The 21,360-nt window shown below is 59.1% G+C and carries 20 protein-coding genes and 1 pseudogene; 5 read left to right on the forward strand and 16 right to left on the reverse strand.

The window, feature by feature from the left end:
• Positions 1–63: 63 nt before the first annotated feature.
• The 7 genes from RHIBUN_RS0124575 to RHIBUN_RS0124605 all read right to left on the reverse strand — a co-directional run bounded on the left by RHIBUN_RS0124575 (position 64) and on the right by RHIBUN_RS0124605 (position 5,484).
• On the reverse strand, positions 64–894 hold the full coding sequence (locus RHIBUN_RS0124575) for a shikimate dehydrogenase (RefSeq protein WP_025661611.1): 831 nt from the start codon (positions 892–894) through the stop codon (positions 64–66).
• The gene (locus tag RHIBUN_RS0124580) at positions 891–1,967 is read right to left on the reverse strand and encodes a Gfo/Idh/MocA family oxidoreductase (RefSeq protein WP_025661612.1); all 1,077 of its coding nucleotides are present in this window, start codon (positions 1,965–1,967) and stop codon (positions 891–893) included. Before RHIBUN_RS0124580 ends, RHIBUN_RS0124575 begins: the two co-directional genes overlap by 4 nt.
• A 19-nt stretch (positions 1,968–1,986) precedes the next feature.
• Positions 1,987–2,715 (reverse strand): amino acid ABC transporter ATP-binding protein, encoded by a 729-nt coding sequence (locus RHIBUN_RS0124585; protein WP_025661613.1) that lies wholly within the window; start codon positions 2,713–2,715, stop codon positions 1,987–1,989.
• Between the two features lie 62 nt (positions 2,716–2,777).
• On the reverse strand, positions 2,778–3,419 hold the full coding sequence (locus tag RHIBUN_RS0124590; RefSeq protein ID WP_025661614.1) for an amino acid ABC transporter permease: 642 nt from the start codon (positions 3,417–3,419) through the stop codon (positions 2,778–2,780).
• A gap of 9 nt (positions 3,420–3,428) precedes the next feature.
• A complete protein-coding gene (locus tag RHIBUN_RS0124595) occupies positions 3,429–4,097 on the reverse strand; it encodes an amino acid ABC transporter permease (protein WP_025661615.1) in 669 nt (222 codons plus the stop codon).
• Between the two features lie 9 nt (positions 4,098–4,106).
• Positions 4,107–4,550, reverse strand: coding sequence for a type II 3-dehydroquinate dehydratase (aroQ, locus tag RHIBUN_RS0124600; protein ID WP_025661616.1), 444 nt, complete (start codon positions 4,548–4,550; stop codon positions 4,107–4,109).
• Positions 4,551–4,653: 103 nt separating this feature from the next.
• Positions 4,654–5,484: a transporter substrate-binding domain-containing protein gene (locus tag RHIBUN_RS0124605; RefSeq protein ID WP_025661617.1), complete on the reverse strand. Its 831-nt coding sequence runs from the start codon at positions 5,482–5,484 to the stop codon at positions 4,654–4,656.
• A 247-nt stretch (positions 5,485–5,731) separates the two neighbouring features.
• On the opposite strand from RHIBUN_RS0124605, the gene RHIBUN_RS0124610 reads away from it, so the two are divergent.
• Entirely contained in the window at positions 5,732–7,621 is a 1,890-nt protein-coding gene (locus RHIBUN_RS0124610) for a sugar phosphate isomerase/epimerase and 4-hydroxyphenylpyruvate domain-containing protein (RefSeq protein WP_025661618.1), read from the forward strand.
• An 11-nt stretch (positions 7,622–7,632) separates the two neighbouring features.
• On the opposite strand, the gene RHIBUN_RS0124615 is transcribed toward RHIBUN_RS0124610, so the two are convergent.
• The 9 genes from RHIBUN_RS0124615 to RHIBUN_RS0124660 form a co-directional block, all read right to left on the reverse strand.
• The gene (locus tag RHIBUN_RS0124615) at positions 7,633–8,307 is read right to left on the reverse strand and encodes a GntR family transcriptional regulator (RefSeq protein WP_025661619.1); all 675 of its coding nucleotides are present in this window, start codon (positions 8,305–8,307) and stop codon (positions 7,633–7,635) included.
• 39 nt (positions 8,308–8,346) lie between these two features.
• Positions 8,347–9,033: a GntR family transcriptional regulator gene (locus RHIBUN_RS0124620; RefSeq protein WP_025661620.1), complete on the reverse strand. Its 687-nt coding sequence runs from the start codon at positions 9,031–9,033 to the stop codon at positions 8,347–8,349.
• 629 nt (positions 9,034–9,662) lie between these two features.
• Complete coding sequence (locus RHIBUN_RS0124630; RefSeq protein ID WP_025661621.1) at positions 9,663–10,664, reverse strand: Ldh family oxidoreductase; 1,002 nt, start codon at positions 10,662–10,664, stop codon at positions 9,663–9,665.
• Position 10,665: 1 nt separating this feature from the next.
• Positions 10,666–12,651, reverse strand: coding sequence for an FAD-dependent oxidoreductase (locus tag RHIBUN_RS0124635; RefSeq protein WP_025661622.1), 1,986 nt, complete (start codon positions 12,649–12,651; stop codon positions 10,666–10,668).
• A 248-nt stretch (positions 12,652–12,899) separates the two neighbouring features.
• Positions 12,900–13,976, reverse strand: coding sequence for a glycine betaine/L-proline ABC transporter ATP-binding protein (locus tag RHIBUN_RS0124640; protein WP_025661623.1), 1,077 nt, complete (start codon positions 13,974–13,976; stop codon positions 12,900–12,902).
• The gene (locus RHIBUN_RS0124645; protein ID WP_025661624.1) at positions 13,969–14,856 is read right to left on the reverse strand and encodes a proline/glycine betaine ABC transporter permease; all 888 of its coding nucleotides are present in this window, start codon (positions 14,854–14,856) and stop codon (positions 13,969–13,971) included. Before RHIBUN_RS0124645 ends, RHIBUN_RS0124640 begins: the two co-directional genes overlap by 8 nt.
• 99 nt (positions 14,857–14,955) lie before the next feature.
• Positions 14,956–15,957 carry an ABC transporter substrate-binding protein gene (locus RHIBUN_RS0124650; RefSeq protein ID WP_025661625.1) on the reverse strand — a complete coding sequence of 334 codons (1,002 nt, stop codon included), beginning with the start codon at positions 15,955–15,957 and terminating at the stop codon, positions 14,956–14,958.
• Between the two features lie 68 nt (positions 15,958–16,025).
• Complete coding sequence (locus tag RHIBUN_RS0124655) at positions 16,026–16,820, reverse strand: pyrroline-5-carboxylate reductase dimerization domain-containing protein (RefSeq protein WP_025661626.1); 795 nt, start codon at positions 16,818–16,820, stop codon at positions 16,026–16,028.
• A 7-nt stretch (positions 16,821–16,827) separates the two neighbouring features.
• The gene (locus RHIBUN_RS0124660; RefSeq protein WP_018856127.1) at positions 16,828–17,457 is read right to left on the reverse strand and encodes a TetR/AcrR family transcriptional regulator; all 630 of its coding nucleotides are present in this window, start codon (positions 17,455–17,457) and stop codon (positions 16,828–16,830) included.
• A 144-nt stretch (positions 17,458–17,601) separates the two neighbouring features.
• On the opposite strand from RHIBUN_RS0124660, the gene RHIBUN_RS0124665 reads away from it, so the two are divergent.
• The 4 genes and pseudogenes from RHIBUN_RS0124665 to RHIBUN_RS33895 all read left to right on the forward strand — a co-directional run.
• Complete coding sequence (locus RHIBUN_RS0124665) at positions 17,602–19,638, forward strand: NADH:flavin oxidoreductase (RefSeq protein ID WP_025661627.1); 2,037 nt, start codon at positions 17,602–17,604, stop codon at positions 19,636–19,638.
• A 38-nt stretch (positions 19,639–19,676) separates the two neighbouring features.
• The gene (locus RHIBUN_RS0124670; protein WP_025661628.1) at positions 19,677–20,312 is read left to right on the forward strand and encodes a dimethylsulfonioproprionate lyase family protein; all 636 of its coding nucleotides are present in this window, start codon (positions 19,677–19,679) and stop codon (positions 20,310–20,312) included.
• Complete coding sequence (locus RHIBUN_RS0124675; protein WP_025661629.1) at positions 20,309–21,070, forward strand: electron transfer flavoprotein subunit beta/FixA family protein; 762 nt, start codon at positions 20,309–20,311, stop codon at positions 21,068–21,070. Before RHIBUN_RS0124670 ends, RHIBUN_RS0124675 begins: the two co-directional genes overlap by 4 nt.
• 25 nt (positions 21,071–21,095) lie before the next feature.
• Positions 21,096–21,360 (forward strand): annotated as a pseudogene (locus RHIBUN_RS33895) (electron transfer flavoprotein subunit alpha/FixB family protein); the annotation flags it as partial.

The raw sequence follows: 21,360 nt of genomic DNA on the forward strand, positions 1-21,360 counted from the left end.
GCCCGTTTCGGCTCTCCGGTTGCAAGCAGTTTGCACCTGTTACTGGTTCCTGCGACAGCTTCCCTACGGAAGCTGTGCGATCGACCGCAGGTATTCTGCGCTTGTCGTGGGAAAGCCAAAGAACTCCAGATAGGCCGGTATTTGCTCGAACAACATGTCCGTCCCGACCTGAAAGGCGCACCCCCGTTCGCGGGCGGCAGCGAGAAACGGCGTGATTTCCTCTTTCATGACGACTTCGCCGACGAAAGTGGTGGGTGAAAGGCGCGATACGTCAAGCGGCAGGGGATCGTCCTTTCTCATCCCGAGGGGGGTTGCGTTGACGACGATGTCGAAACCGGCTGGATCGGTTGAACCCATGCTCACCTCAGTCATTGGGTAGTGTGTCTTCAGCCGGTTGCCGAGTCCCGCTGACGTAGCCGGGTTGTCATCGTAAAGCGCAATCCGTCGCGCGCCGGCTCCGGCCAACGAGGCAGCGATCGCGGAGCCGACGCCGCCAGCACCCACGATCAGCACCTGGGCTCCCGCCACCCATTGTCCCTTGCGCAACAAGCCGCGGACAAAGCCTTCACCATCGAACATATCGCCGATTAGCTTGCCATCCGGCTGGAGTCGGACGGCATTGCAGGAGCCGGCAACCTTGGCATTGGTCGAGACCCCATCGAGCAATCCGATCGTTGTAATCTTGTGCGGCATGGTGATGAGGGCACCATGGATGTTCGAGAGCCTGAAGATAAGCTTGAGAAAGGAAGGGTAGTCTTCCGGCTTGCAGCCCATCGGTACGACGACAGCGTCGATGCCGCTCTTTTCGAAATAGGGGTTGTAGATGAGTGGCGCCTTGAAGGATTCTGTTGGATAGCCGAGGTGCGCGATAAGCTTTGTGGTTCCGGTGATCATATCAGGGGCCTCACGCTGCGTTCACCAAGCTGGATCGTTTCGCCCGAGCGGGCGGACGCCTTGATCGCCTCGATGACGCGCAAGGTGGCGAGGCCTTCCGCTGCGCTAACAAGCGGTTCGGCCTCGCGGCAAATGACGTCGCAGAAGTGACGAAGCTGTATCGCCAGCGGGTCGGCTGGTTCAAATGGTACGCGCTCTTGGACAAGCGGCTCCAGCCAATCCGGTTTCGACGCATTGGTCCAAAGCGCAAGCTGGGGAATGGCGAGCGATCCCCCGGTCCCACCAATCTGGTAGCAAGATTGATCCTGCTGCGGAAAGGCGGGGTTCTCTGCCGTCGTCATCTCAAAGCTCCAGGGAGACGGGACGGCGTCGGATGCATTTAACGTTCCAAGGACACCGCTCGCGAAACGAAGCAGGATAGCAATGCTATCCTCGACGGAGTGCATGCGGACCGAATTCGTTTCCATCGCATGGACAGCTTCCACCTCTCCGAAGAAATAACGGAAGAGATCAACGTCATGGATCAGGTTGATGAAGGCCGGCCCTGCACCTTCCGCCCGGCGCCAGGAGACATCGAAGTAACCGTCCGGCTTGGCAACCCAGAATGTTCCCTGAACGGTCAGGATCTTGCCGAGCCGACCACTGTCCAGGATTTGCTTTGCCTGTCGTATCATCGGATTGTCGCGCCGATGGTGACCAACGAGGATGGGGACACCTGCCTTTGAACCAGCATCGACGAGAGCCACCGCTGCTTGCGCCTTGTCAGCAATCGGCTTTTCGACAAGGACCGGAATTCCTGCGGCGATGACATTAAGGGCGTTGGTGACATGAAGCTGGTTCGGGGTGGCAACGATCACTCCGTCCGGTCGGTCGCGTGCTAGGGCTTCGGCAAACGTTGAAAACCATGCAGCACCCTTGCTTGTCACAAAGTCGCGCCCGGCATCGGAGGGGTCGATCACGGCCGATAGTGTCGTGCGCGGCTCGGCCAGAATGCCTTCGATATGGCGCCTTCCGATAAGACCGGCACCCATCACCGCGATCTTCAGCGGAGGCGTCTGCGATTGTGCTGACATGACAGTTCCCTCACAGATCCTAGTTGCGCAGGATTTCACCGAGGAATTTGCGTGTGCGCTCATGGCGGGGGTTGGTGAAGAATTCCCCGGGTGGCGCTTCCTCGACGATCGCGCCGCTCGCCATGAAGATGACGCGGTTTGCAACTTGCCGGGCGAAGCCCATTTCATGCGTCACGCAGACCATCGTCATGCCTTCGTCAGCAAGGCTGATCATGGTGTCGAGGACTTCCTTGACCATCTCCGGATCGAGTGCGGAGGTTGGCTCATCGAAGAGCATGATTTTCGGCCGCATGCAGAGCGCCCGCGCAATCGCGACACGCTGCTGTTGGCCGCCGGAAAGCTGCACAGGATATTTGCTGGCCTGTTCGAGGATCTTGACCCGGGCAAGCAGAGAACGTGCGCGGTCTTCGGCCTCCGCCTTTCCGACGCCAAGCGCCCGCATCGGGGCCAGCATGCAGTTTTGCAGCACGGTGAGATGCGGAAAGAGATTGAACTGCTGGAAGACCATGCCGACTTCGCGGCGGATCGCGTCGATCGCCTTTGCCTGGTTTCCGAGCAGGATGCCGCCGACGCGGATTTCGCCCTTCTGATAGGTCTCCAGATGGTTGATGCAGCGGATGAGCGTCGATTTTCCACTGCCGGAGGGGCCGCAGAGCACGATTCTCTCGCCCTTGCGAACGGACAGGTTGATGTCGTGCAGGGCCTGAAAGGCGCCATACCATTTCTCCACGTGGCTCATGGTGATCATGGTCTCGGCGGTCGATGAAGGACTGTTCATGGTTCCGTCTCTTTCGTGGTCAGCGCCGGAGATCACCGCGATGCCGCGGCGAACCTCCGTTCAAGACGGGCACCGAAGATCGTCAGCGGGCAGCACATCAGGAAATACAGTGCGCCTACGATCCCGAAGACCGTCAGCGGCTCGAAGATCTGGTTGGAAATGATGTTGCCGGCGCGGGTAAGTTCCGTGAAGCCGACGATCGAGGCGAGCGAGGTTCCCTTGATCAACTGCACCAGGAAACCGATCGTTGCCGGCAGCGAGATGCGCAGTGCCTGCGGCAGGATCACGTCCCTCATGCGCGAGACATATTTGAGGCTGAGCGCTCTTGCGGCCTCGCTCTGGCCGCGCGGAACCGCTTCGATCGAGCCGCGCCAGATTTCGCCCAGATAGGCGCTGGCATGCAGGGTCAGCCCGATGGCAACTGCGACCCAGGCATCGAGCTTGAAGCCGATGAGGGCAAGACCGTAATAAACCACGAACAGCTGCATCAGGAGAGGAGTGCCTTGGAAGACCGCGATGTAGCCGGCCGTCACTCGCTCCAGCAGTGGAATTTCCGAAGTCCGGGCGAGCGCCACACCAAGCCCGGCAATGCATCCGCAGACAAAGCCAACCGCGGACAAGACGACGGTCCATTTCAGACCGATCAGAAGGAAGACGAATTCTTCGCTGCCCATCGATTGCTCCTACTTGACCGGATAGGTGAAGTAACGTGCCGAAAAGAACGCAAAGAGGCGCATCATCAGCCAGGAAATGACGAGGTAGAAAACCGTCACCGTGAAATAGACCTCGAAGCTGCGGAAGCTTTCGGACTCGATGCGCTGCGAAACCGAGGTGAGCTCATAGGCCGATATCGCCGAGGCAATGCTGGTCGACAGCGTCAGCAATACGAACTGGCTGGTCAGCGAGGGATAGATCGCCCTGAGCGCCGGCTTGAGGATGATCAGGCGGAAGACCTGCGTCTTGTGCAGACCAAGAGCGAGGCCGGCTTCCATCTGGCCCTTGGAGATCGACTGGACCCCACCGCGGATAATTTCGATGGCGTAGGCGCCGCCGTTGATCCCGAGAGCAATGATCGCCGTTGGCGTCGGATCGAGCCTGATGCCTGCAAGCGGCAGGGCGAAATACAGGAAAAAAATCTGAACCAGGAACGGCGTGTTGCGGATGAGCTCGACAAAGCTGATCACCAGCCAGCGCGCCGGTTTGTAGCGAGAATCCCGCAAGGCCACACCGCCTATGCCGATCACGATTGCCAGCAGCATGCCACAGATTGCAAGCAGCAACGTGCCGAGACAGCCAAGCAGCAGGCTTGGCAGGCCGTCAATGACAGGCGTGAAATCCAGCGTGTAGTTCATCGCGTCTCCTCAATCGCGTCCGACCATGCCAGCCATGGCCTGGATCGCCAATTCATAACCAGCTGCTCCAAAGCCGATCATGATTGCCGTCGCGACGCGAGAGATAAGGGAATTGTGGTAGATGCTCTCGCGCGCATGCACGTTCGAAATGTGGAGCTCGATCTTCGGGTAATCGAACGTCTTCAGCGCGTCGAGTAGCGCGATCGACGTGAACGTGTAGCCTGCCGGGTTGATGATGATGCCGCAGGCCTCGTTGCGGGCCTGATGCACGCTCTCCACCAGTTCGCCTTCGAAATTTGTCTGGCGAAAGTCGACGTCGAATCCGAGGTCGTTCGCCTTGGCGAGGCATTTTTCCTTGATGTCCGCAAGCGTTGTCGTGCCGTAGATGGTGGGCTCGCGCTGTCCGAGCAGGTTCAGGTTTGGCCCGTTGAGCACAAAAATCGTCTTGTTCATGATTGCGCTCCTCGAAACGCGCAAAGCCGTGCTTTCGGCGTCGCGACACGGTCGGCGGGCATCGAAACGCCCGCCAGTTTGCTTTTGCTTCAGCGCTTGTGGCTCAGTTTGCGGTGAACGGAATGCCTTCAAGGCTCGCGGGGAATTCCGGAACCGGCACCTTCATCCACTTGTCGTAGATCTTCTTGAGCTCGCCATTGGCCTTGATCTTGTCGATGAAGGCATTGATCGAAGCGTTGATTTCCTTCTCGCCAAGCCGCGTGCAAGCGCCATTGTAGAGCTTCTGGAACTCAAGCTTGTTTTCGAACTCGCCCGGACGAGCCTTTTCGACACGGTCCATGTAGAAGATGTTGCCGCCAAGCGCCTGGACCTGGCCGGACACAAGCGCCTGGACGCTGGGCGCATCACCGTCGAAGCGGCGGATCGTGGCGCTCTGGGGTGCATTCTTGGTGACCTGGGTATCTTGAGCCGCACCCTTGGCAACGCCAATCGAAAGATTGGCCATGTCATCATTCGTCTTGACCGACATGGACTTCGGCGCAATCAGCACGATGGCGTTGGCAACGTAGGGCTTGCTGAACTGAACGGCTTTGGCACGCTCCGGCAGCATGGCCATCGTCGCGAAGAGAACATCGACACGACCGGTTGTCAGAGCGGGAATGCGGTTGTTGACTTCCAACGGCACGAACTCGACAGAGACGCCGAGTTCCTTTGCGTAAAGCGTTGCAATATCGGCATCGAGGCCGTCCTGCTTGCCGCCTGATGTCACGAAGCCCCATGGCGGGTTGTCGCCCTGAATGCCAACGACGAGCTTTCCTTTGGCCTTGATTTCTTCGGGGGTGACTGCGGCAGCGGGGGTGGCGAGCCCGATCGCAGCCACGACAGCAGCGACACCCAGCATCGCGTTTCGGCGCGTCAGCATCGACTTGAACATTGATTCCTCCTCCTTTGAACGGTCGCTTGGACCCAACAGTCTTCCTCTCCCGACTGCATGTTCAGCTTTTTGCCAGAGGATCGTGCGCAAATCAACCGAGTTTTTGAAAATCATATGAGACTTTTGATTTGACCAATTGATTTGAAATGCTCACGACATTTGACATAATGCCATGATCGGGGCGGCGCGTGAGGCGCAATCGGCTGCTCGCCGCGCTCTCGTGGCGCCAATGGAAAGGTATTGGGTTATGAAGACCTCGATTGCGACGGTGACGCTCAGCGGTGAACTGCCCGACAAGCTTGAGGCCATTGCACGAGCAGGGTTCGACGGCGTGGAAATTTTCGAAAACGACTTCCTTGCCTTTGATGGAAGCCCCGCCGATGTCGGCAAGATGGCGGGGGATCTGGGCCTCAAGATCACGCTCTTCCAGCCCTTTCGCGATTTCGAAGGCATGCCCGACACACTTCGAAGCCGCACCTTCGATCGGGCGGAGCGTAAGTTCGACGTCATGCAGGAGCTCGGAACCGACATGGTTCTTGTCTGCTCGAATGTCTCGCAGGCGGCCCTTGGCGGCATTGATCGCGCGGCCGCCGACTTTCACGAACTGGGTGAACGAGCGGCGAGGCGCGGCCTCAAGGTGGGCTATGAAGCGCTTGCCTGGGGGCGCTATGTCAATGACCACCGTGATGCCTGGGAAATCGTGCGGCGTGCCGATCATCCGCATGTCGGGCTCATCCTCGACAGCTTCCATTCGCTCTCGCGCAAGATCGACATCAACTCGATCCGCTCCATTCCAAAGGAGAAGATCTTCATCGTCCAGCTCGCCGATGCGCCGCTGATCGACATGGATCTGCTTTATTGGAGTCGCCATTTTCGCAACATGCCAGGCGAGGGCGATCTGCCGGTGACAGCGTTCACCGAGGCGGTCGCCTCGACCGGGTATGACGGCTATTTCTCGCTCGAGATCTTCAACGATCAATTCCGCGGCGGCTCGACGCGGGCAATCGCTGCCGATGGCCATCGCTCCCTGATCTATCTGGCAGATCAGGTTCGTCGCAATGTCCATACCCCGATCGGCGCCGCCATGCCGGAGCGGGCAGTGGTCAAGGGCGTCGGCTTCGTCGAATTCGCCACGGACCCAGACGAGTCCGTCGAACTGGTCTCACTCCTGCGGACCCTTGGTTTCCGCAAGACGGCAATCCATCGGTCCAAGAAGGTCACGCTGTTCGAACAGGGCAGCATTCGCATTCTGGTCAACACAGATCCGCTTGGCTTTGCCAGCGCAGCCTATGCGGTCCACGGCACATTTGCTTATGCGATCGCACTCAATGTCGAGGATGCCGCAAAGGCCTATCAGCGTGCCCTTGCCCTAGACGCAGAACCATTTCGACAGCCTGTTGTCGACGGGGAGCTCGAATTTCCCACTGTCCGGGGTGTCGGCGGCGGCCTGATCTACCTCATCGACGACACGAGCCCGCTCGGCCGGTTCCCGGAGATCGACTTCGAGGCGGTTTCGGATGAAAGCGGCAGCGTTGGTTCCGGACTGCTGCAGGTCGACCATGTCGCCCAGACGGTTGCCTATGACGAAATGCTGACCTGGCTGCTCTTCTACACATCGATCTTCGAAACCAGAAAAACGCCGATGGTCGATATCATCGACCCGAGCGGCATCGTGCGCAGCCAGGTCGTCGAGAATGAGCCCGGTACGCTGCGGATTACCATGAATGGTGCCGAAAACCGCCGTACGCTGGCGGGGCACTTCATCGCCGAGAAATTCGGTTCGGGCATTCAGCATCTGGCGTTTTCCACCGACGACATTTTCGTCACCGCCAGATCACTCCGTAGCCAGGGCTTCAAGCCACTCCATATCTCGCCCAACTATTATGATGATATTGAAGCCCGCTTCGGACTTGACCCCGATCTGACCGAGCGCCTGAAAGCAGAAAACATCCTCTATGACCGTGACGAGCACGGAGACTATTTTCAGCTCTATAGCGGCACCTATGGTGAAGGCTTCTTCTTCGAAATCGTCGAACGACGCGGCTATCGGGGCTATGGGGCACCAAATGCCATTTTCCGTATCGCAGCACTCAAGAAGCAGATGCGGCCCGAGGGCATTCCGAAGGACGCCGTCTGAGCGGCGCCTCGTCAGGTAATGCGCCCGCTCCTCAGAACGTGTGCCACGCCGCTCTCTATATGTCGGCGGATGACAGAACGGGCTCCTTCGACGTCACGCTTCAAGGCGAGTTCGAAGAGGAGCTTGTGGTCTTCAACAACCGCCCGGCCGCGAAAGCTCTGGGCAAGCATATGATAGCGCAGAAACCTGTCGAACACTGAAGATAGCGCCGCCATGAGCGTGGCCGAATTGCAGGCCGATACGATCGCCTGGTGAAACTCCCAGTCATAGCGAACCCAGTCGATGGTGCGCGAGGCATCGCCCGCAAGCAGCTTCTTTTCCGCAGCCGCCAGCTTATGGTGGGCGGCAACGATGCGTCCCTCCCACTCGAGATTTCCAGCCGAAAAGGACAATCCGATCGCATGCGTCTCCAGCACGGTGCGAAGATCGGCAAGCTCCTCGAGTTCCTTGCGGGTCGCAGGACTGACTTCGAACCCACGCTGGCCCTCGGCCAACACCAGGTTCTCCGTGGTCAGGCGGCTCAGTATCTCGCGCAGTGACGAGACACTGATGGAATACCGCTCCTTGGCCTGCTCAAGCTTGATCTTTGCACCAGGCGCCAAGGTCCCCGAGATGATATCCTGACGGATCTGTCGAAAGACGATGTCGCTGACAGTCTCGGCTGTTTCAGCAGCAATTTTGAGCATGAGATCCTCTGCTTTGATCAAGCGCCACGTCGGCATCGATCACGTTTGTGACGGAAGGGCCGATAGCGATCCCTTTTCGAGCGCATGCTCGACGCCGCCTTGTATGTGACGCTGCAGGATTTTCTTTGCCGTCTTGCTGTCGCGTTGCAGGGCGGCCTCCAGGAGCTGCCTATGTTCCTGCTCGGCAACACGTCCACGGTAAGACAGCGCAACCATCTGATAACGCAGGTACTTGTCGAAGACGGCCGAATGGGTCTCCATGAGCAGACGCGATCCACAGGCGGAAATCAGCGCCTGGTGAAACTCCCAGTCATAGCGCTTCCAGTCTTCCGCCCTGCTGGAATCGCCCGAAGCCATGACCTCTTCCATGCGTGCCAGCTTGTAGTGGGCAGACACCAGCCTCGCTTCCCACTCTACATCGCCCTGTTCGAACGACTGCTCAAGCGCATGCTCTTCGAGAAGCAAACGGAGAGCCGCAACCTCTTTCAGGTCAGCAACCGACACGCGGGCAACCTCAAAACCCCGCTGTCCTTCAGCCACGACGAGCCCTTCGGACGTCAGGCGGTTGAGAATTTCCCGCAGAGTGCTGACGCTCGTCTCGTAGGCACTCTTCAAATTATCAAGCTTGAGCTTCAGGCCCGGCGCAAGGCGGCCGAAGATTATGTCCGCCCGTATCTGCCTGTAGCTGCTTTCAGCGACAGTTTCGTCCGCAGTCTCTCTCCGCACGCCTATCTCCGATATTTTTCCTTTCGTCATATATATCCGCATGACTAGGTCGAAGACAATGCCGATCGTCTGGCGTCGGATCCGACTAAAATGCGCAATCAGTTGGCCAGCACGCAGCCGGTCAAGACATGGCTCGAAGGAAGAAACATTTCACATTGCCGGAACGGCAATGGCGTCTTGCTGTAATTTAGCAACGCCTTAACGAAAACAGTGTGGCAATGTCGAAATTCGCGCGTTGGTTGGTGGTGCGCCGCCATGCTGGATTCTAGCTTTCTAGCAGGCTTCGGTTGAGGGAGTGAGATCGATCGAAGCTCGGCATACAGCAGGGGCACTCAACCGTGCCAAAAAGGCCCGGTCCCCTGGACGTGTGTGAGGAGTTCGAAGGGTGGTTGGGAGTGAGTGCTCGTAGACATCAACATTTCCACTCTTCGAACGCGGTCTATCGAGTTGCTGCGTAAGCGCGATATCACCTGGCGACAAAGGCATATCTTAGCCGAGTGAGCGCTTCAACGCAGCGCGGTCGAGGAGGGGATGATGAGCGATCGTGCAATGGGCTTCTTGGTTGCGACAGAAGTGTGCCTGCTATTTTGGATAGCCGTCGCAATGTTTGCGGTTGGAGGGCTCCCCGTCTAAGCTGTCTTGGCGATGGTGGCGATCTTTTCATATACGCTTCGGGGGATGGAGAATTCTCCTGATGTGTGAGTAGAATTAACTCCCGTAACGCCCGGCACGAACACGCTTTTTTCTTGCAGGCGTTCGACTTGGCGAAGTGCCCGCTCGATCCGTCCGTCAGCTCCCGGACCGGGCATGATTGCAATCACGCTGAGCCCCACCGCTGGCGACGTGGTCCCCGACCTGAAATCCGGAGTGTCCAGAGACCAGGGGCCACCAGAAAGGCCAGCAGACAGCATCTCCACCAGCAGCGCTACATTGGCTCCTTTGCGGCCGCCGAAGGGCAACAGAGCTCCCGTCAGCGCCTCTTCCGCATCCTCAGTCGCGTTGCCGCCTGCGTCGACTGCCCAACCCTTCGGGATTGGGTCTTTCTCTTCGGCCGCTCTGACGATGTTGACGAAGGCCGTGGCGCTCGACGCCTGATCGATGATCATGGGCGGCATGTGCTCGCCGAGCGGAAATCCGAATGCCATCGGATTTGTGCTGTAGACGACAGGTCCGCCGGCTTGTGCGACCATCATGGCATTTGCGTTGGTTGCCGCCAGTCCGATCACACCCTCATTGCAAAGTCTGCGGACGTAGTATCCGAGTTCGCCGGTGGTGTAGCTGTTGGTTTGCGTGAAGACAGCAACTCCAAATCTGCGAACCGCGTCGAGCAGATCTGGAAATGCGAGATCGAAGCCTAGCTGGGCGATGCCGCGATCTGCATCGGAAACGAGAAATGCGGGGAAGGCGCGGTCCAATCGCGGCTTGGGTTCGTGATTTATTCGCCCCTCGCGAAATCCATCGAGATAATCCACGAAGTGCGGAAACCCGAGGGTAGGGGGACCGTAGCTTGCCGCCGAAATCGTGGCGTCCACGAGAGAAAGTGCGCTCGCGCGAGCCGCGCCCGAGGCCAGGCACGCCTTCATTGCAAGTTCCTCGGCGTCCTTCCATTTGAGCACGATCTCCTCGGACATGTCAGATCTCCAATCCCGCTTTTCTGCCTTCGTAGAAGGCGTAAGGAGCTTGCCGCGGTGCCGCGCAATCGCCGATTTGTCGCACGGGAACACCCAGTTCGAGCAGGCCTGGCATCAGCCAGTCCATCGGATGATTTGTCGTTGCGGTGACCAGGCTGTCCGCCCCTACAAAGTTGCGCTCACCAGTGTTGTGATCCAGAAGCGTTGCACCGTTTCCGTACCATTCAGCGATGCTGGCCTCCGTGATCCACTGCACGCCAAGCTTTTTCAAAGCCTGCCGCATCGGAACATCGGCAGCCGTTCTTTGAAGCTCCTTTCCGACGAACGGGTCGGGTGTGACGATCGTGACCTGATGGCCGTCCTCCGCCAGCTTCCAGGCCGTCCCGCAACCGCGCCAGCCGCCGCCCTCGTCCAGGAGAAGGACGTGCTTGCCTGGCCTTGCCTGCCTTGCCATGACTGCCTCGACGGTGAACACGCCGCCCTTGTCTAGCCCGGGCATCGCTGCAATCGTCGGCAAGGCCTTTTGGAACCCGGTTTCCGGAGAATAGGAGCCGGTCGCGACGATCACGACGTCCACCTTCGACGGGTCGATGTCATCTGCTTCCACATAGTTGTTCAGTCTGACGTCAACGCCGAGCTTTTCCAGTTGGCGTTCATACCAGGCAAGCAGATCAAGGATCTGGGCACGCCTCGGCTGCAGGCCGGCGAGCAGAAAATTGCCACCGAGACGCGTTCCGGCTTCCGAGAGGACGACCTTGTGGCCGCGTTCGGCCGCTACCCTTGCCGCTTCGAGCCCCGCCGGGCCGCCACCGACGACAAATACGTGTCTTGGATTGGATGTCTTGGTGAAACGATCGCCTTTCCATTCAAATTCTCGTCCCGCCGAAGGATTGATCAGACAGCTTATCCAGTAGTCCCGGGAACGGCGCCCCCAGCACATCTGGTTGCAGGATATGCAGCTGCGGATGTCGTCGGGGCGGCCTTCACCTGCCTTGCGCGCCAGGTGAGGGTCGGCGATCTGTCCACGAACGATCGACACAAGGTCGCACGCGCCTTCGCCAAGAACTGTCTCCGCATTTTCAGGTGTTCGGATATGGCTTTCGGCAATGACGGCGGAATTTCTCACGACCTTCTTGAGGCAGGCGGCAAGATCGGCGCCGAGCTTTTCAGGATAAATGAATGTCGGCATGAGCTTGTAGAAGTCGAGGTATCCGCCAGACCCGCAGGTGACATAGTCCATCAGGCCGAGCTCGTCGTGAAGCTTCACGATCTCCGCAAGCTCGTCTCGCTGCAGCGCGGCCTTCACATCCGGCTCGTCGCTGACTGCGAGGCCTATGATGAAATCTGGTCCGCATGTCTCTCTGATTCGGGAGAGAATCTCGCGAGACATGCGCGTGCGGTTTTCGAGCGAGCCTCCCCACTGGTCTTCGCGTCGATTGCTCCAAGGCGTCCAGAATTGGTCGACCATCCCCAGATAGGCTGCCCATACTTCGACACCGTCGAAGCCGGCCTCGCGACATCGGCGCGCCGCCTGAACAAACCCGTCGATGGTCTCCCAAATCTCGGCTTCCGTCATTGGATGCGAGCCGTCACTGTCGTGGTAGCTCGGCAGACCGGACGGCGACCAATGGGGATGGAAGGAGTTGTCGGAGTCGCCATGCGCCCCGACGTGGTAGAGTTGCTGGATTGCGACGGCTCCATTCTCCTTGATGGCGCCAACAAGCCCGGCAAAGTGTGGAATCACGGTATCGTCGCAATGGCGGAAGTTCCTTTGCGTCAGAACCGCGGCAGCATGGACCGGCATCGGTTCGACGACAATCATCCCGGCGCCGCCGATAGCACGCTCGGCGTAGTAGGCGACATGGCGCTCCGTCGGCAGCCCGTCGACAGCCATGTTCGCGGTGTGAGCGCCAAACACGATGCGATTGCGGAGCGTGTGCCCACGAATCTGAAGCGGACTGAAGAGGCGGGGAAACTTTTCGGGCATGGCCGCTCCCGGATGTAGGTCGTTGCTAGGTTGTGGCTATGACGGTCTTATCGACGCCGTGGCCTTGGGCAGGATCCATTGACACCTGGCGGAGGGAGGCGCCACGCGTCTTTGTCTGGACTGAACTTGCTTTGAGGGGACCTGACGGGCCGAACGATTATCCCTTGGGGACGCGTGAGCACGGAACTCGCGATGAATTCCGCGCACGTGTTCAGCGGGCATCAGGGCCGGACCTCTTTGCGGGATCCTTACTGCGCGAGCGCAATGGCATCCTCGCGCGTTTGGACCGTATCCGAGTTGACCATCGCGGTCGCAAGCTGGCGGAAGGTGACCATCCCGACGGCACGAGATCCTTGCCCGATGACAGTCACATCGCCATCCGGAACCGACGCAAGCAGGCGAACGGCCTCCTCGACCGTCGTCGTAGCATCGACGGTGACACCGCTGACGGCAGCTCCGGGTCGCATCGGACTCATGATGGCGCTGACCTGAACCACGCGGCCGCGGTTGACCTCCTTGACGAAGTTGGCGACGTATTCGTCTGCCGGTCGCAACACGATGTCCTGACTGCTGCCTTGCTGGATGATTTCGCCATCGCGCAGGATGGCGATCTGGTCTCCCAGTCTCAGCGCCTCGTCGAGATCATGCGTGATGAAGACGATGGTCTTCTTGATCTCCCGCTGAATGTCGAGCAGCACCGTCTGCATGTCCGTGCGGATCAGCGGATCGAGCGCGGAATAGGCCTCATCCATCAGGAGAACGGGTGCGTCATTCGAAAGGGCGCGCGCCAGGCCGACGCGCTGCTGCATGCCGCCCGAAAGCTGGTTCGGGTATTTCTCCTCGAAGCCCTTCAATCCGACGCGCTCCAGCCATCGCATCGCCACGTCGACCGCCTTCGAACGCTCCACACCCTGGACTTCCAAGCCGAATAGCGTGTTGTCGAGAACGTTGCGATGCGGCAGGAGGGCGAACTTCTGAAACACCATCGCCGTCTGATGCCGGCGGAATGTGCGAAGCTCGGTCTCATCCATCTTGACCACGTCCACGCCGTCGACAAGCACCTCGCCAGCGGTCGGATCGATCAGTCGGTTGATGTGACGAATGAGCGTCGACTTCCCCGAGCCGGACAGGCCCATGATGACCTGGATGGAGCCCGACGGCATTTCGATATTGATATCGCGAAGCCCAAGTACGTGACCGTGCTTCCGGTTCAACTCGGCCTTTGTCAGTCCGTTCTGGACCGCCTCGATGTGCGATCTCGCGTTCGGACCGAAGATCTTGAAGAGATGGCGGATCTTGATGCCGCCGAAATCGTGATCACCCATGAACGATCTCCCGATGCTTCTGGAGCCGCTTGCCATATGCCTGGCTGACCCGATCGAAAATGATAGCAATGCCGACAATGGCAAGGCCGTTGAAAATGCCCAGCGTGAAGTACTGATTGGCGATCGCCTTCAGGACCGGTTGTCCAAGTCCCTGGACGCCGATCATCGAGGCTATCACGACCATTGCCAGCGCCATCATGATGGTCTGGTTGATCCCGGCCATGATGGTTGGCAGGGCAAGCGGCATCTGCACCTTGAAAAGCTTCTGGGAATTTGAAACCCCGAAGGCGTCAGCTGCCTCAAGCACGTCCTTGTCGACCAGTCGAATGCCGAGGTCGGTCAACCGGATCATCGGCGGAATTGCATAGATCACGACGGCGATGAGACCGGGAACACGGCCAATCCCGAGCAGCATGACGACGGGGATGAGATAGACGAAACTCGGCATGGTCTGCATCACGTCGAGGATCGGATGGACGACGCGCTGGAACCGGTCGGATCGCGCCATCACGATCCCGATGGGCAAGCCGAGCGCGATGGACAAGACCGTGCAGACGAAGATCATCGACACGGTCCGCATCGTGTCTTCCCACATGTCGAAGTAGCCGATGAGCAGCAACGTCACGAGACAGCCCAGCACGATCTTCAAGCTGCGGCTTCCGAGCCACGCAACAACGAGGACCATCAGCGTTATGATCGGCCACGGCGTTTGGGTCATGAAGCGGTCGACGGCGATCAGGAAGTGTTGCAACGGAGAAAAGAAGCTCTCGATTGTATCGCCGTACGCCCTCGTGAAGGCGCGAAATCCGTCGTCAATCATCTTCTTTAGGTCGCGAAGACTGTCGTCATTCATGTGCGGAAATTTGTAAAACCATTCCATTCGGTTCCCCTTTCTCTGAAAGAGCCGTGACAAGTCTTCTGGTTGTTTTCCGGCTTCTGAAGTGGCGGCGCGTGTCAAAACGCGCCGCCCATTCAACAATCAAAGCGAGGCTTCGATTTTCTTTGCTGCGTCTTCCGACACCCACTTTGTCCAGATGTCTTTGTTTTCCTTCAGGAAGTGCTTGGCACCGTCCTCGCCGCTCGCCTGATTGTCCGTCATCCAGGCCATCAGCTTGTTGACGGTGTCATTGCTCCACGAGCGCTTCTCGAGGTAGGCCATCACATCCGGTCCGGCCTTTTCGGAGAAGGGCTTTGCAACGAGCGTGACGATCGTATCGACCGGCCATGCGTTCGGCTTCGGATCGGCGCAGTCAGCAACGGTATTGCAGCGCTTCCACTCGGCAGCATCGGCTGGGACGCCGGCTTCGAGCTTCACCATTTCATACTTGCCAAGCAAAGCCGTCGGGGCCCAGTAGTAGCCGACCCAACCCTGCTTGCGCTCGTATGCCTTTGCGATCGAGCCATCGAGGCCCGCGCCGGAACCAGTGTCCACCAGCTTGAAGCCTGCCTTTTCGGCTTCGAATGCCTTGAAGAGCTGCGATGTGACCACCGTGCCGCCCCAGCCCTGCGGTCCGTTGTAAATTGCCCCCTTCGAGGCGTCTTCCGCGTCCGGGAACAATTCCGGGTGCTTGAGCATGTCAGGAATCGTTTTCACGTCAGGATGGGCGTCCGCCAGATATTTGGGGATCCACCAACCCTGGATGCCTCCATCGGGAAGTGGCGAACCGACCTTGATGATACGTCCCTCATCTGTGCCCTTCTTCACGACCTCAGGAAGAAGGTCTATCCAGGCTTCGGGAGCAATGTCGGGTTCGCCCTTCTCCGCCATCGACGTGATCGTTGGAACGGTATCACCCACAGTGATTTCCGCCTGGCAGCCATATCCCTCGTTCAGGATGATCTTATCCAGGTTCGACAGGACTTCGGCACTCTGCCAGTTCATGCTCGCGATTGTGACGCTGCCACACTCTGCTGCATTTGCGTATGAGGCCACTCCCAGCAGCCCAAATACCATGCACGTAGAAGCCAATAACTTGGTCATTATCGTTCCCTTTTTTTAGCGGCATGTATTCTTGAGCGGGACGCCGCGAAAACCCGCTGCAACGGTCGTTAGGAAGCGTCTCCCATACTCACCGATTTCTTGAAGGCTGCGGACAAGCCATTGGAAACAGCATCGTCGAAGCCCGAAGCGCGCATCTCTTCAATGCCCGCCGCAGTCACGCCGCGATATTCGAGAAAGCGGTTGACGATCTCGGCCGGGTCGTCCTGCTGTCGTTCGAGCAGGCGTCCGGTTCCCGTCAGCATTGTCAGGACAGCTCGCCGGGCAATCTCCCCAGGCAAACCTTGACTGATCGCGTGCTTCATCATTGCCGCGGCAAGGAGCGCGGGAAAGGCGGGGCCGGTGCCAGACATGCCCGTCAGGTAATCGATCTGCGTTTCGCTGCCCACTTCGTCTTCGACACCACAGGCGCCAAAGATCTTTCGCACCAGACTGCGATCATCGGTATCGACACCGGCCGATGCCATCCAGGGAGTATAGGAACAGGAGACTTCGGCGGCAGCGTTGGGGAGGGCTCTGACAACTCTTTCGGTCGCATGCCTTTCGATCAGCGCCGAGACGCGGATACCGGCCATGACCGAGATCAGGAGCTTGCGCTCCAGCTTTACAGGCACCGAAGCCCAGTCTTCCGGGCGCACAGACAAGATCACCACATCCGAACGGTCCGCAAGGAGTTGATTGTCCGTCGTCCAGTGCGAGGCGGCGAAGCGGTCTGGCCGAGAGGTACGATAGGAGAGCGTCAGATCGTCAGGATCGGCGAGGCCTGTGCGAAGGATCGCCTCTGCGATGGAACCGCCAAGCCAACCTGCGCCACCAATGATCCCGATCCTTGCTTTTCCGCTCATCTCATCCCTAGCCTGGCTTGTAGCTATGTCTCGCAAAGAACCGGTCAAGCTCTCGCTGCTGCGGAGTTTCACCCGTGTAGATTGCGATATATTCGGGGATGCGCTTCATGCGGACGCTGATACTTTCGTTCGACTGCATTGAAATATAGCCGATCTGAACGAGGTAGGTTGTCCGTGCGCGAACATCCGCGCCGATTTCTGGATGGCCAAAGCGTTTGAACATGCTGGCAAGCGCGTCCATCCGCGTTCGATCGGCCTCTTGAACCTCCTGAAGGATCTCCTCCGACTGTAGCGCCCAGCTTCGCACGGCAAACTCGAACTTGCTGTCGAACAGCCGGCTGTCCAGCCAGCAGTCGAAGACGTTCAGCATCGCTTCCGCCAGGGTCTCCGCATAGGCTTCCGACTGCTTGACGATCGAACCTGTATTCTTCTCCCGCCAGCGCGAGACCAACCCGTCCAGAAGCTCTTCGCGATCCTTGAAGAACCAATAGAAGCTGGTGCGCGACAGGTTGAGCTTTTTTGCCAGGGGCAGGATCTTCACGGAGTCTATCCCGGACTCCAGCAGGGAGTCATAGGCTGCCTCGAGCCATCCCTCCTGCGATCCACGCCAGCCACTGTCGCTCAAATTCTGGTCCATGTTCAATTCCTAGCAAATCGTTAAGCTCCACACAATCAAAATGTACATGACTGTCCATAAAATTTGACTGTCGTGTTTTCGTCGTTGACACATGTGTACATTCCGCCTAGCGTTCGGAGCACTTCCTAATTCGGAGCATGACAGATGTCGAACGATCCCCTGCTGCAGCCGTATCAACTCAAGCATCTGACGCTACGCAACCGCATCATCGTGACATCCCATGAGCCGGCCTATCCCGAGGATGGCATGCCCAAGGAGCGCTACCGGGCCTATACGGTCGAGCGGGCCAAAGGCGGCGTTGCCATGACAATGACTGCCGGATCCGCAGCCGTGTCCAAGGACAGTCCACCGGTCTTCAACAATCTCCTGGCGTACAAGGACGAGATCGTACCCTGGGTCAGGGAGATGACGGACGCCGTCCACGAAGAGGGCGCTGCGATCATGATCCAGCTCACGCACCTCGGCAGGCGAACGCGCTGGGACAAGGGCGACTGGCTTCCCGTCGTTGCTCCGTCTCACCACCGCGAAGCTGCCCATCGAGCATTTCCGAAGAAGCTGGAAGATTGGGATATCGAGCGCATCATCAAGGACTTTGCCGACGCCGCCGAACGCATGAAAGCCGGCGGGATGGACGGCGTTGAACTCGAGGCCTACGGCCATCTGATCGACCAGTTCGCTTCGCCATTGACCAACGAACTCGAGGGCCCTTACGGCGGATCGCTCGAAAACCGCATGCGCTTCTGTTTCGATGTCTTCAAGGCGATGCGCGAGAGAGTCGGCAACGACTTCATCCTCGGTGTTCGCTACACCGCTGACGAACGCCTTCCTGGCGGCACCGGCAAGGAAGAGGGCATTGAAATCTCCCGCAGGCTACGCGACAGCGGCCTCATCGACTATTTGAACGTCATCCGTGGCCATATCGACACGGATCCGGGGCTGACGGATGTCATTCCGATCCAGGGTATGGCCAACTCGCCGCACCTCGACTTTGCCGGGGAAATCAGGGCGGCGACCAACTTCCCGACCTTCCATGCCGCCAAGATCCCCGATGTCGCCACGGCTCGTCACGCAATTGCGGCCGGCAAGGTCGACATGGTCGGCATGACGCGTGCGCACATGACCGATCCTCATATCGTCCGCAAGATCATTGAGAAACGGGAAGAAGACATTCGCCCATGCGTCGGCGCCAATTACTGTCTTGACCGCATTTATCAGGGCGGCATGGCGTTTTGCATTCACAACGCTGCCACCGGACGAGAGGAGACGATGCCCCACGTCGTCCCAAAGGCCGAAGTCCGCAGGAAAGTTGTTGTGGTCGGCGCTGGCCCGGCCGGCCTCGAAGCCGCTCGCGTCGCCGCCGAGCGCGGTCACGAGGTGATCGTCTTCGAGGCGGCAAGCAATCCGGGCGGACAGATCCGGCTGACCGCCAAGAGCGAACGTCGCCGAGAGATGATCAGCATCATCGACTGGCGAATGGCCCAGTGCGAAAAATACGGCGTCGTCTTCCATTTCAACACATGGGCCGAGGAAGACACGATCACGGCGGAGAAGCCAGACGTCGTCATCATCGCGACAGGCGGCCTTCCTCACACGGAGGTTCTAAGCAAGGGCAACGATCTTGTCGTGTCGTCCTGGGATATCATCTCAGGAGACGTGAAGCCGGGTTCGAACGTTCTCGTCTTCGACGATGCTGGAGACCACGCGGGCCTGCAGGCCGCCGAATTTCTGGCCAAGGCCGGAGCAAAGGTCGAGATCATGACACCCGATCGTTCCTTCGCGCCCGAGGTCATGGCCATGAACCTTGTTCCCTACATGCGATCTCTTCAGAAGCTGGATGTGACATTCACAGTTACATTCCGCCTCGATGCCGCCGAAAGGAACGGAAACCAGATCGTTGCCAGCGTCGGAAGTGATTACGGCGGCGTATCGAAACAGCGCGTCGTCGACCAGATTGTCGTCAACCATGGCACGATCCCACTCGACGACCTCTATTTCGACCTCAAGCCTCTGTCGAGCAATCTCGGCGAGACCTCGTACGACCAACTCCTGTCAGGCGAGCGGCAGTCCGTCGTCCGCAACGTGGAGGGAACGTTCCAGCTCTTCCGCATCGGCGATGCGGTCGCAGCGCGGAATACCCATGCGGCCATCTATGATGGCCTGCGCATCGCGAAGGATCTCTAGACCACGCAAGACGCATCCCAGCAGACGGAGGTTTGTCAGTGGCAGAACGGGCCGAACAGCTACAGCTTCTAATCGACTCCGCCGATGTGGCATTCGATGAACATGCCAGGGATCCGGAAGCCCGCCGTTCGCTCCGTCAGGCATTTTCGGTGCTTCAGACCTCAGGCGGACAGCGGTCGGGAGAGGGGCGCCGGTTACCTGTGTGCCAGTTCTTGTCGAAGATTTCGGTCGACGTCGGTTCGCCGTTGCTTGGGCAACTCCTCGCTTGCTTCCAGGCCGTTGAACCCCTCCTTATCTGGCGGCGTCGTCAGGACATATCCGGCACCGCAAGTGAAAACTTTCAGGACCGGCATGCGAACGCGATGATCGTCGGGCCGGGAGGCTTGGAGGAGCGCAACGACGTCTGGTTTGGTGCCACATTGATGGCGCCGAATGTGCGATATCCCGATCACGACCATGCCCCCGAAGAAATCTATCTGGTGATGTCCGTGGGAGAGTTCCGGCATGGGGACTCTGGCTGGTTCTCACCCGGTATCGGCGGATCCTTCTACAACCCGCCAGGGATAAGGCATGCCATGCGATCGACGGATCAGCCGCTGTTTGCGTTCTGGGTGCTCCTGCCCGAACGAGGCGCTGGTTCGACCCCGAACTCTAACGGACAGGTGCAGCCATGAAAATTCTCGTCCCCGTCAAGCGGGTGGTTGATTACAACGTGAAGATCCGCGTGAAGCCGGATGGCACAGGCGTCGAGCTTTCGAATGTGAAGATGTCGATGAACCCGTTCGACGAGATCTCGGTCGAGGAGGCGTTGCGGCTAAAGGAGGCCGGCAAGGCCGAGGAGGTGATCGTCGTGTCGATCGGCCCGGCCAAGGCCGAAGAGACGCTGCGCACCGCACTTGCCATGGGCGCCGACCGCGCCATCCTGGTGGAGACCGACGATCAAGTCGAGCCGCTCACCGTCGCCAAGATCCTCAAGGGCGTCGTCGATGCCGAACAGCCGGGTCTGATCATATCAGGCAAGCAGGCGATCGATGACGACAGCAACCAGACCGGCCAGATGCTGGCGGCGCTGCTCGGTACCGCCCAGGCGACCTTCGCCTCGAAGATCGAGATCGACGTTGCTGGCCCTGGGGGCAAGGCCCAGGTGACCCGCGAGGTCGATGGCGGTCTGCAGACAATCGAAGTCAAGCTGCCGGCCGTGGTCACATCAGATCTGCGCTTGAACGAGCCGCGCTACGCCTCGCTGCCGAACATCATGAAGGCGAAGAAGAAGCCGGTCGACAAGAAGACGCCGGCCGACTTCGGCGTCTCCACCGCGCCACGCCTGAAGGTCTTGAAGACCGAGGAACCGTCCGGCCGCAAGGCGGGCGTCAAGGTCAAGTCGGTCGCCGAGCTGGTCGAGAAGCTTAAAGTCGAAGCCGGCGTGCTTTAAAGGTTCGAGAAAGGGAGATATATCCATGGCCATTCTTCTTCTGGCTGATCACGACGGCAACCACCTTTCCGACCAGACCGCCAAGACGCTGACAGCGGCGACACAGATCGCCAAGGAACAGGGAAGCGAAGTGACCGTGCTTGTCGCCGGCGCCGGCGCCAAGGCCGCGGCCGAACAGGCTGCCAAGCTGTCGGGCGTGTCCAAGGTGCTGGTTGCCGAGGACGCAAGCCTTGCCAACAATCTGGCCGAGCCGCTGGCCGCCCTGATCGTTTCGCTGGCCGCAAGCTATG

Origin of the sequence: Rhizobium sp. IBUN (genome assembly GCF_000510625.1) — a bacterium.
Lineage (GTDB): Bacteria > Pseudomonadota > Alphaproteobacteria > Rhizobiales > Rhizobiaceae > Rhizobium > Rhizobium altiplani.

Coding starts and splice junctions, on each gene's coding strand:
- RHIBUN_RS0124575 (WP_025661611.1), bottom strand. CDS start 894: ATGATCACCGGAACCACAAAGCTTATCGCGCACCTCGGCTATCCAACA.
- RHIBUN_RS0124580 (WP_025661612.1), bottom strand. CDS start 1,967: ATGTCAGCACAATCGCAGACGCCTCCGCTGAAGATCGCGGTGATGGGT.
- RHIBUN_RS0124585 (WP_025661613.1), bottom strand. CDS start 2,715: ATGATCACCATGAGCCACGTGGAGAAATGGTATGGCGCCTTTCAGGCC.
- RHIBUN_RS0124590 (WP_025661614.1), bottom strand. CDS start 3,419: ATGGGCAGCGAAGAATTCGTCTTCCTTCTGATCGGTCTGAAATGGACC.
- RHIBUN_RS0124595 (WP_025661615.1), bottom strand. CDS start 4,097: ATGAACTACACGCTGGATTTCACGCCTGTCATTGACGGCCTGCCAAGC.
- aroQ (WP_025661616.1), bottom strand. CDS start 4,550: ATGAACAAGACGATTTTTGTGCTCAACGGGCCAAACCTGAACCTGCTC.
- RHIBUN_RS0124605 (WP_025661617.1), bottom strand. CDS start 5,484: ATGTTCAAGTCGATGCTGACGCGCCGAAACGCGATGCTGGGTGTCGCT.
- RHIBUN_RS0124610 (WP_025661618.1), top strand. CDS start 5,732: ATGAAGACCTCGATTGCGACGGTGACGCTCAGCGGTGAACTGCCCGAC.
- RHIBUN_RS0124615 (WP_025661619.1), bottom strand. CDS start 8,307: ATGCTCAAAATTGCTGCTGAAACAGCCGAGACTGTCAGCGACATCGTC.
- RHIBUN_RS0124630 (WP_025661621.1), bottom strand. CDS start 10,664: ATGTCCGAGGAGATCGTGCTCAAATGGAAGGACGCCGAGGAACTTGCA.
- RHIBUN_RS0124635 (WP_025661622.1), bottom strand. CDS start 12,651: ATGCCCGAAAAGTTTCCCCGCCTCTTCAGTCCGCTTCAGATTCGTGGG.
- RHIBUN_RS0124640 (WP_025661623.1), bottom strand. CDS start 13,976: ATGGGTGATCACGATTTCGGCGGCATCAAGATCCGCCATCTCTTCAAG.
- RHIBUN_RS0124645 (WP_025661624.1), bottom strand. CDS start 14,856: ATGGAATGGTTTTACAAATTTCCGCACATGAATGACGACAGTCTTCGC.
- RHIBUN_RS0124650 (WP_025661625.1), bottom strand. CDS start 15,957: ATGACCAAGTTATTGGCTTCTACGTGCATGGTATTTGGGCTGCTGGGA.
- RHIBUN_RS0124655 (WP_025661626.1), bottom strand. CDS start 16,820: ATGAGCGGAAAAGCAAGGATCGGGATCATTGGTGGCGCAGGTTGGCTT.
- RHIBUN_RS0124660 (WP_018856127.1), bottom strand. CDS start 17,457: ATGGACCAGAATTTGAGCGACAGTGGCTGGCGTGGATCGCAGGAGGGA.
- RHIBUN_RS0124665 (WP_025661627.1), top strand. CDS start 17,602: ATGTCGAACGATCCCCTGCTGCAGCCGTATCAACTCAAGCATCTGACG.
- RHIBUN_RS0124675 (WP_025661629.1), top strand. CDS start 20,309: ATGAAAATTCTCGTCCCCGTCAAGCGGGTGGTTGATTACAACGTGAAG.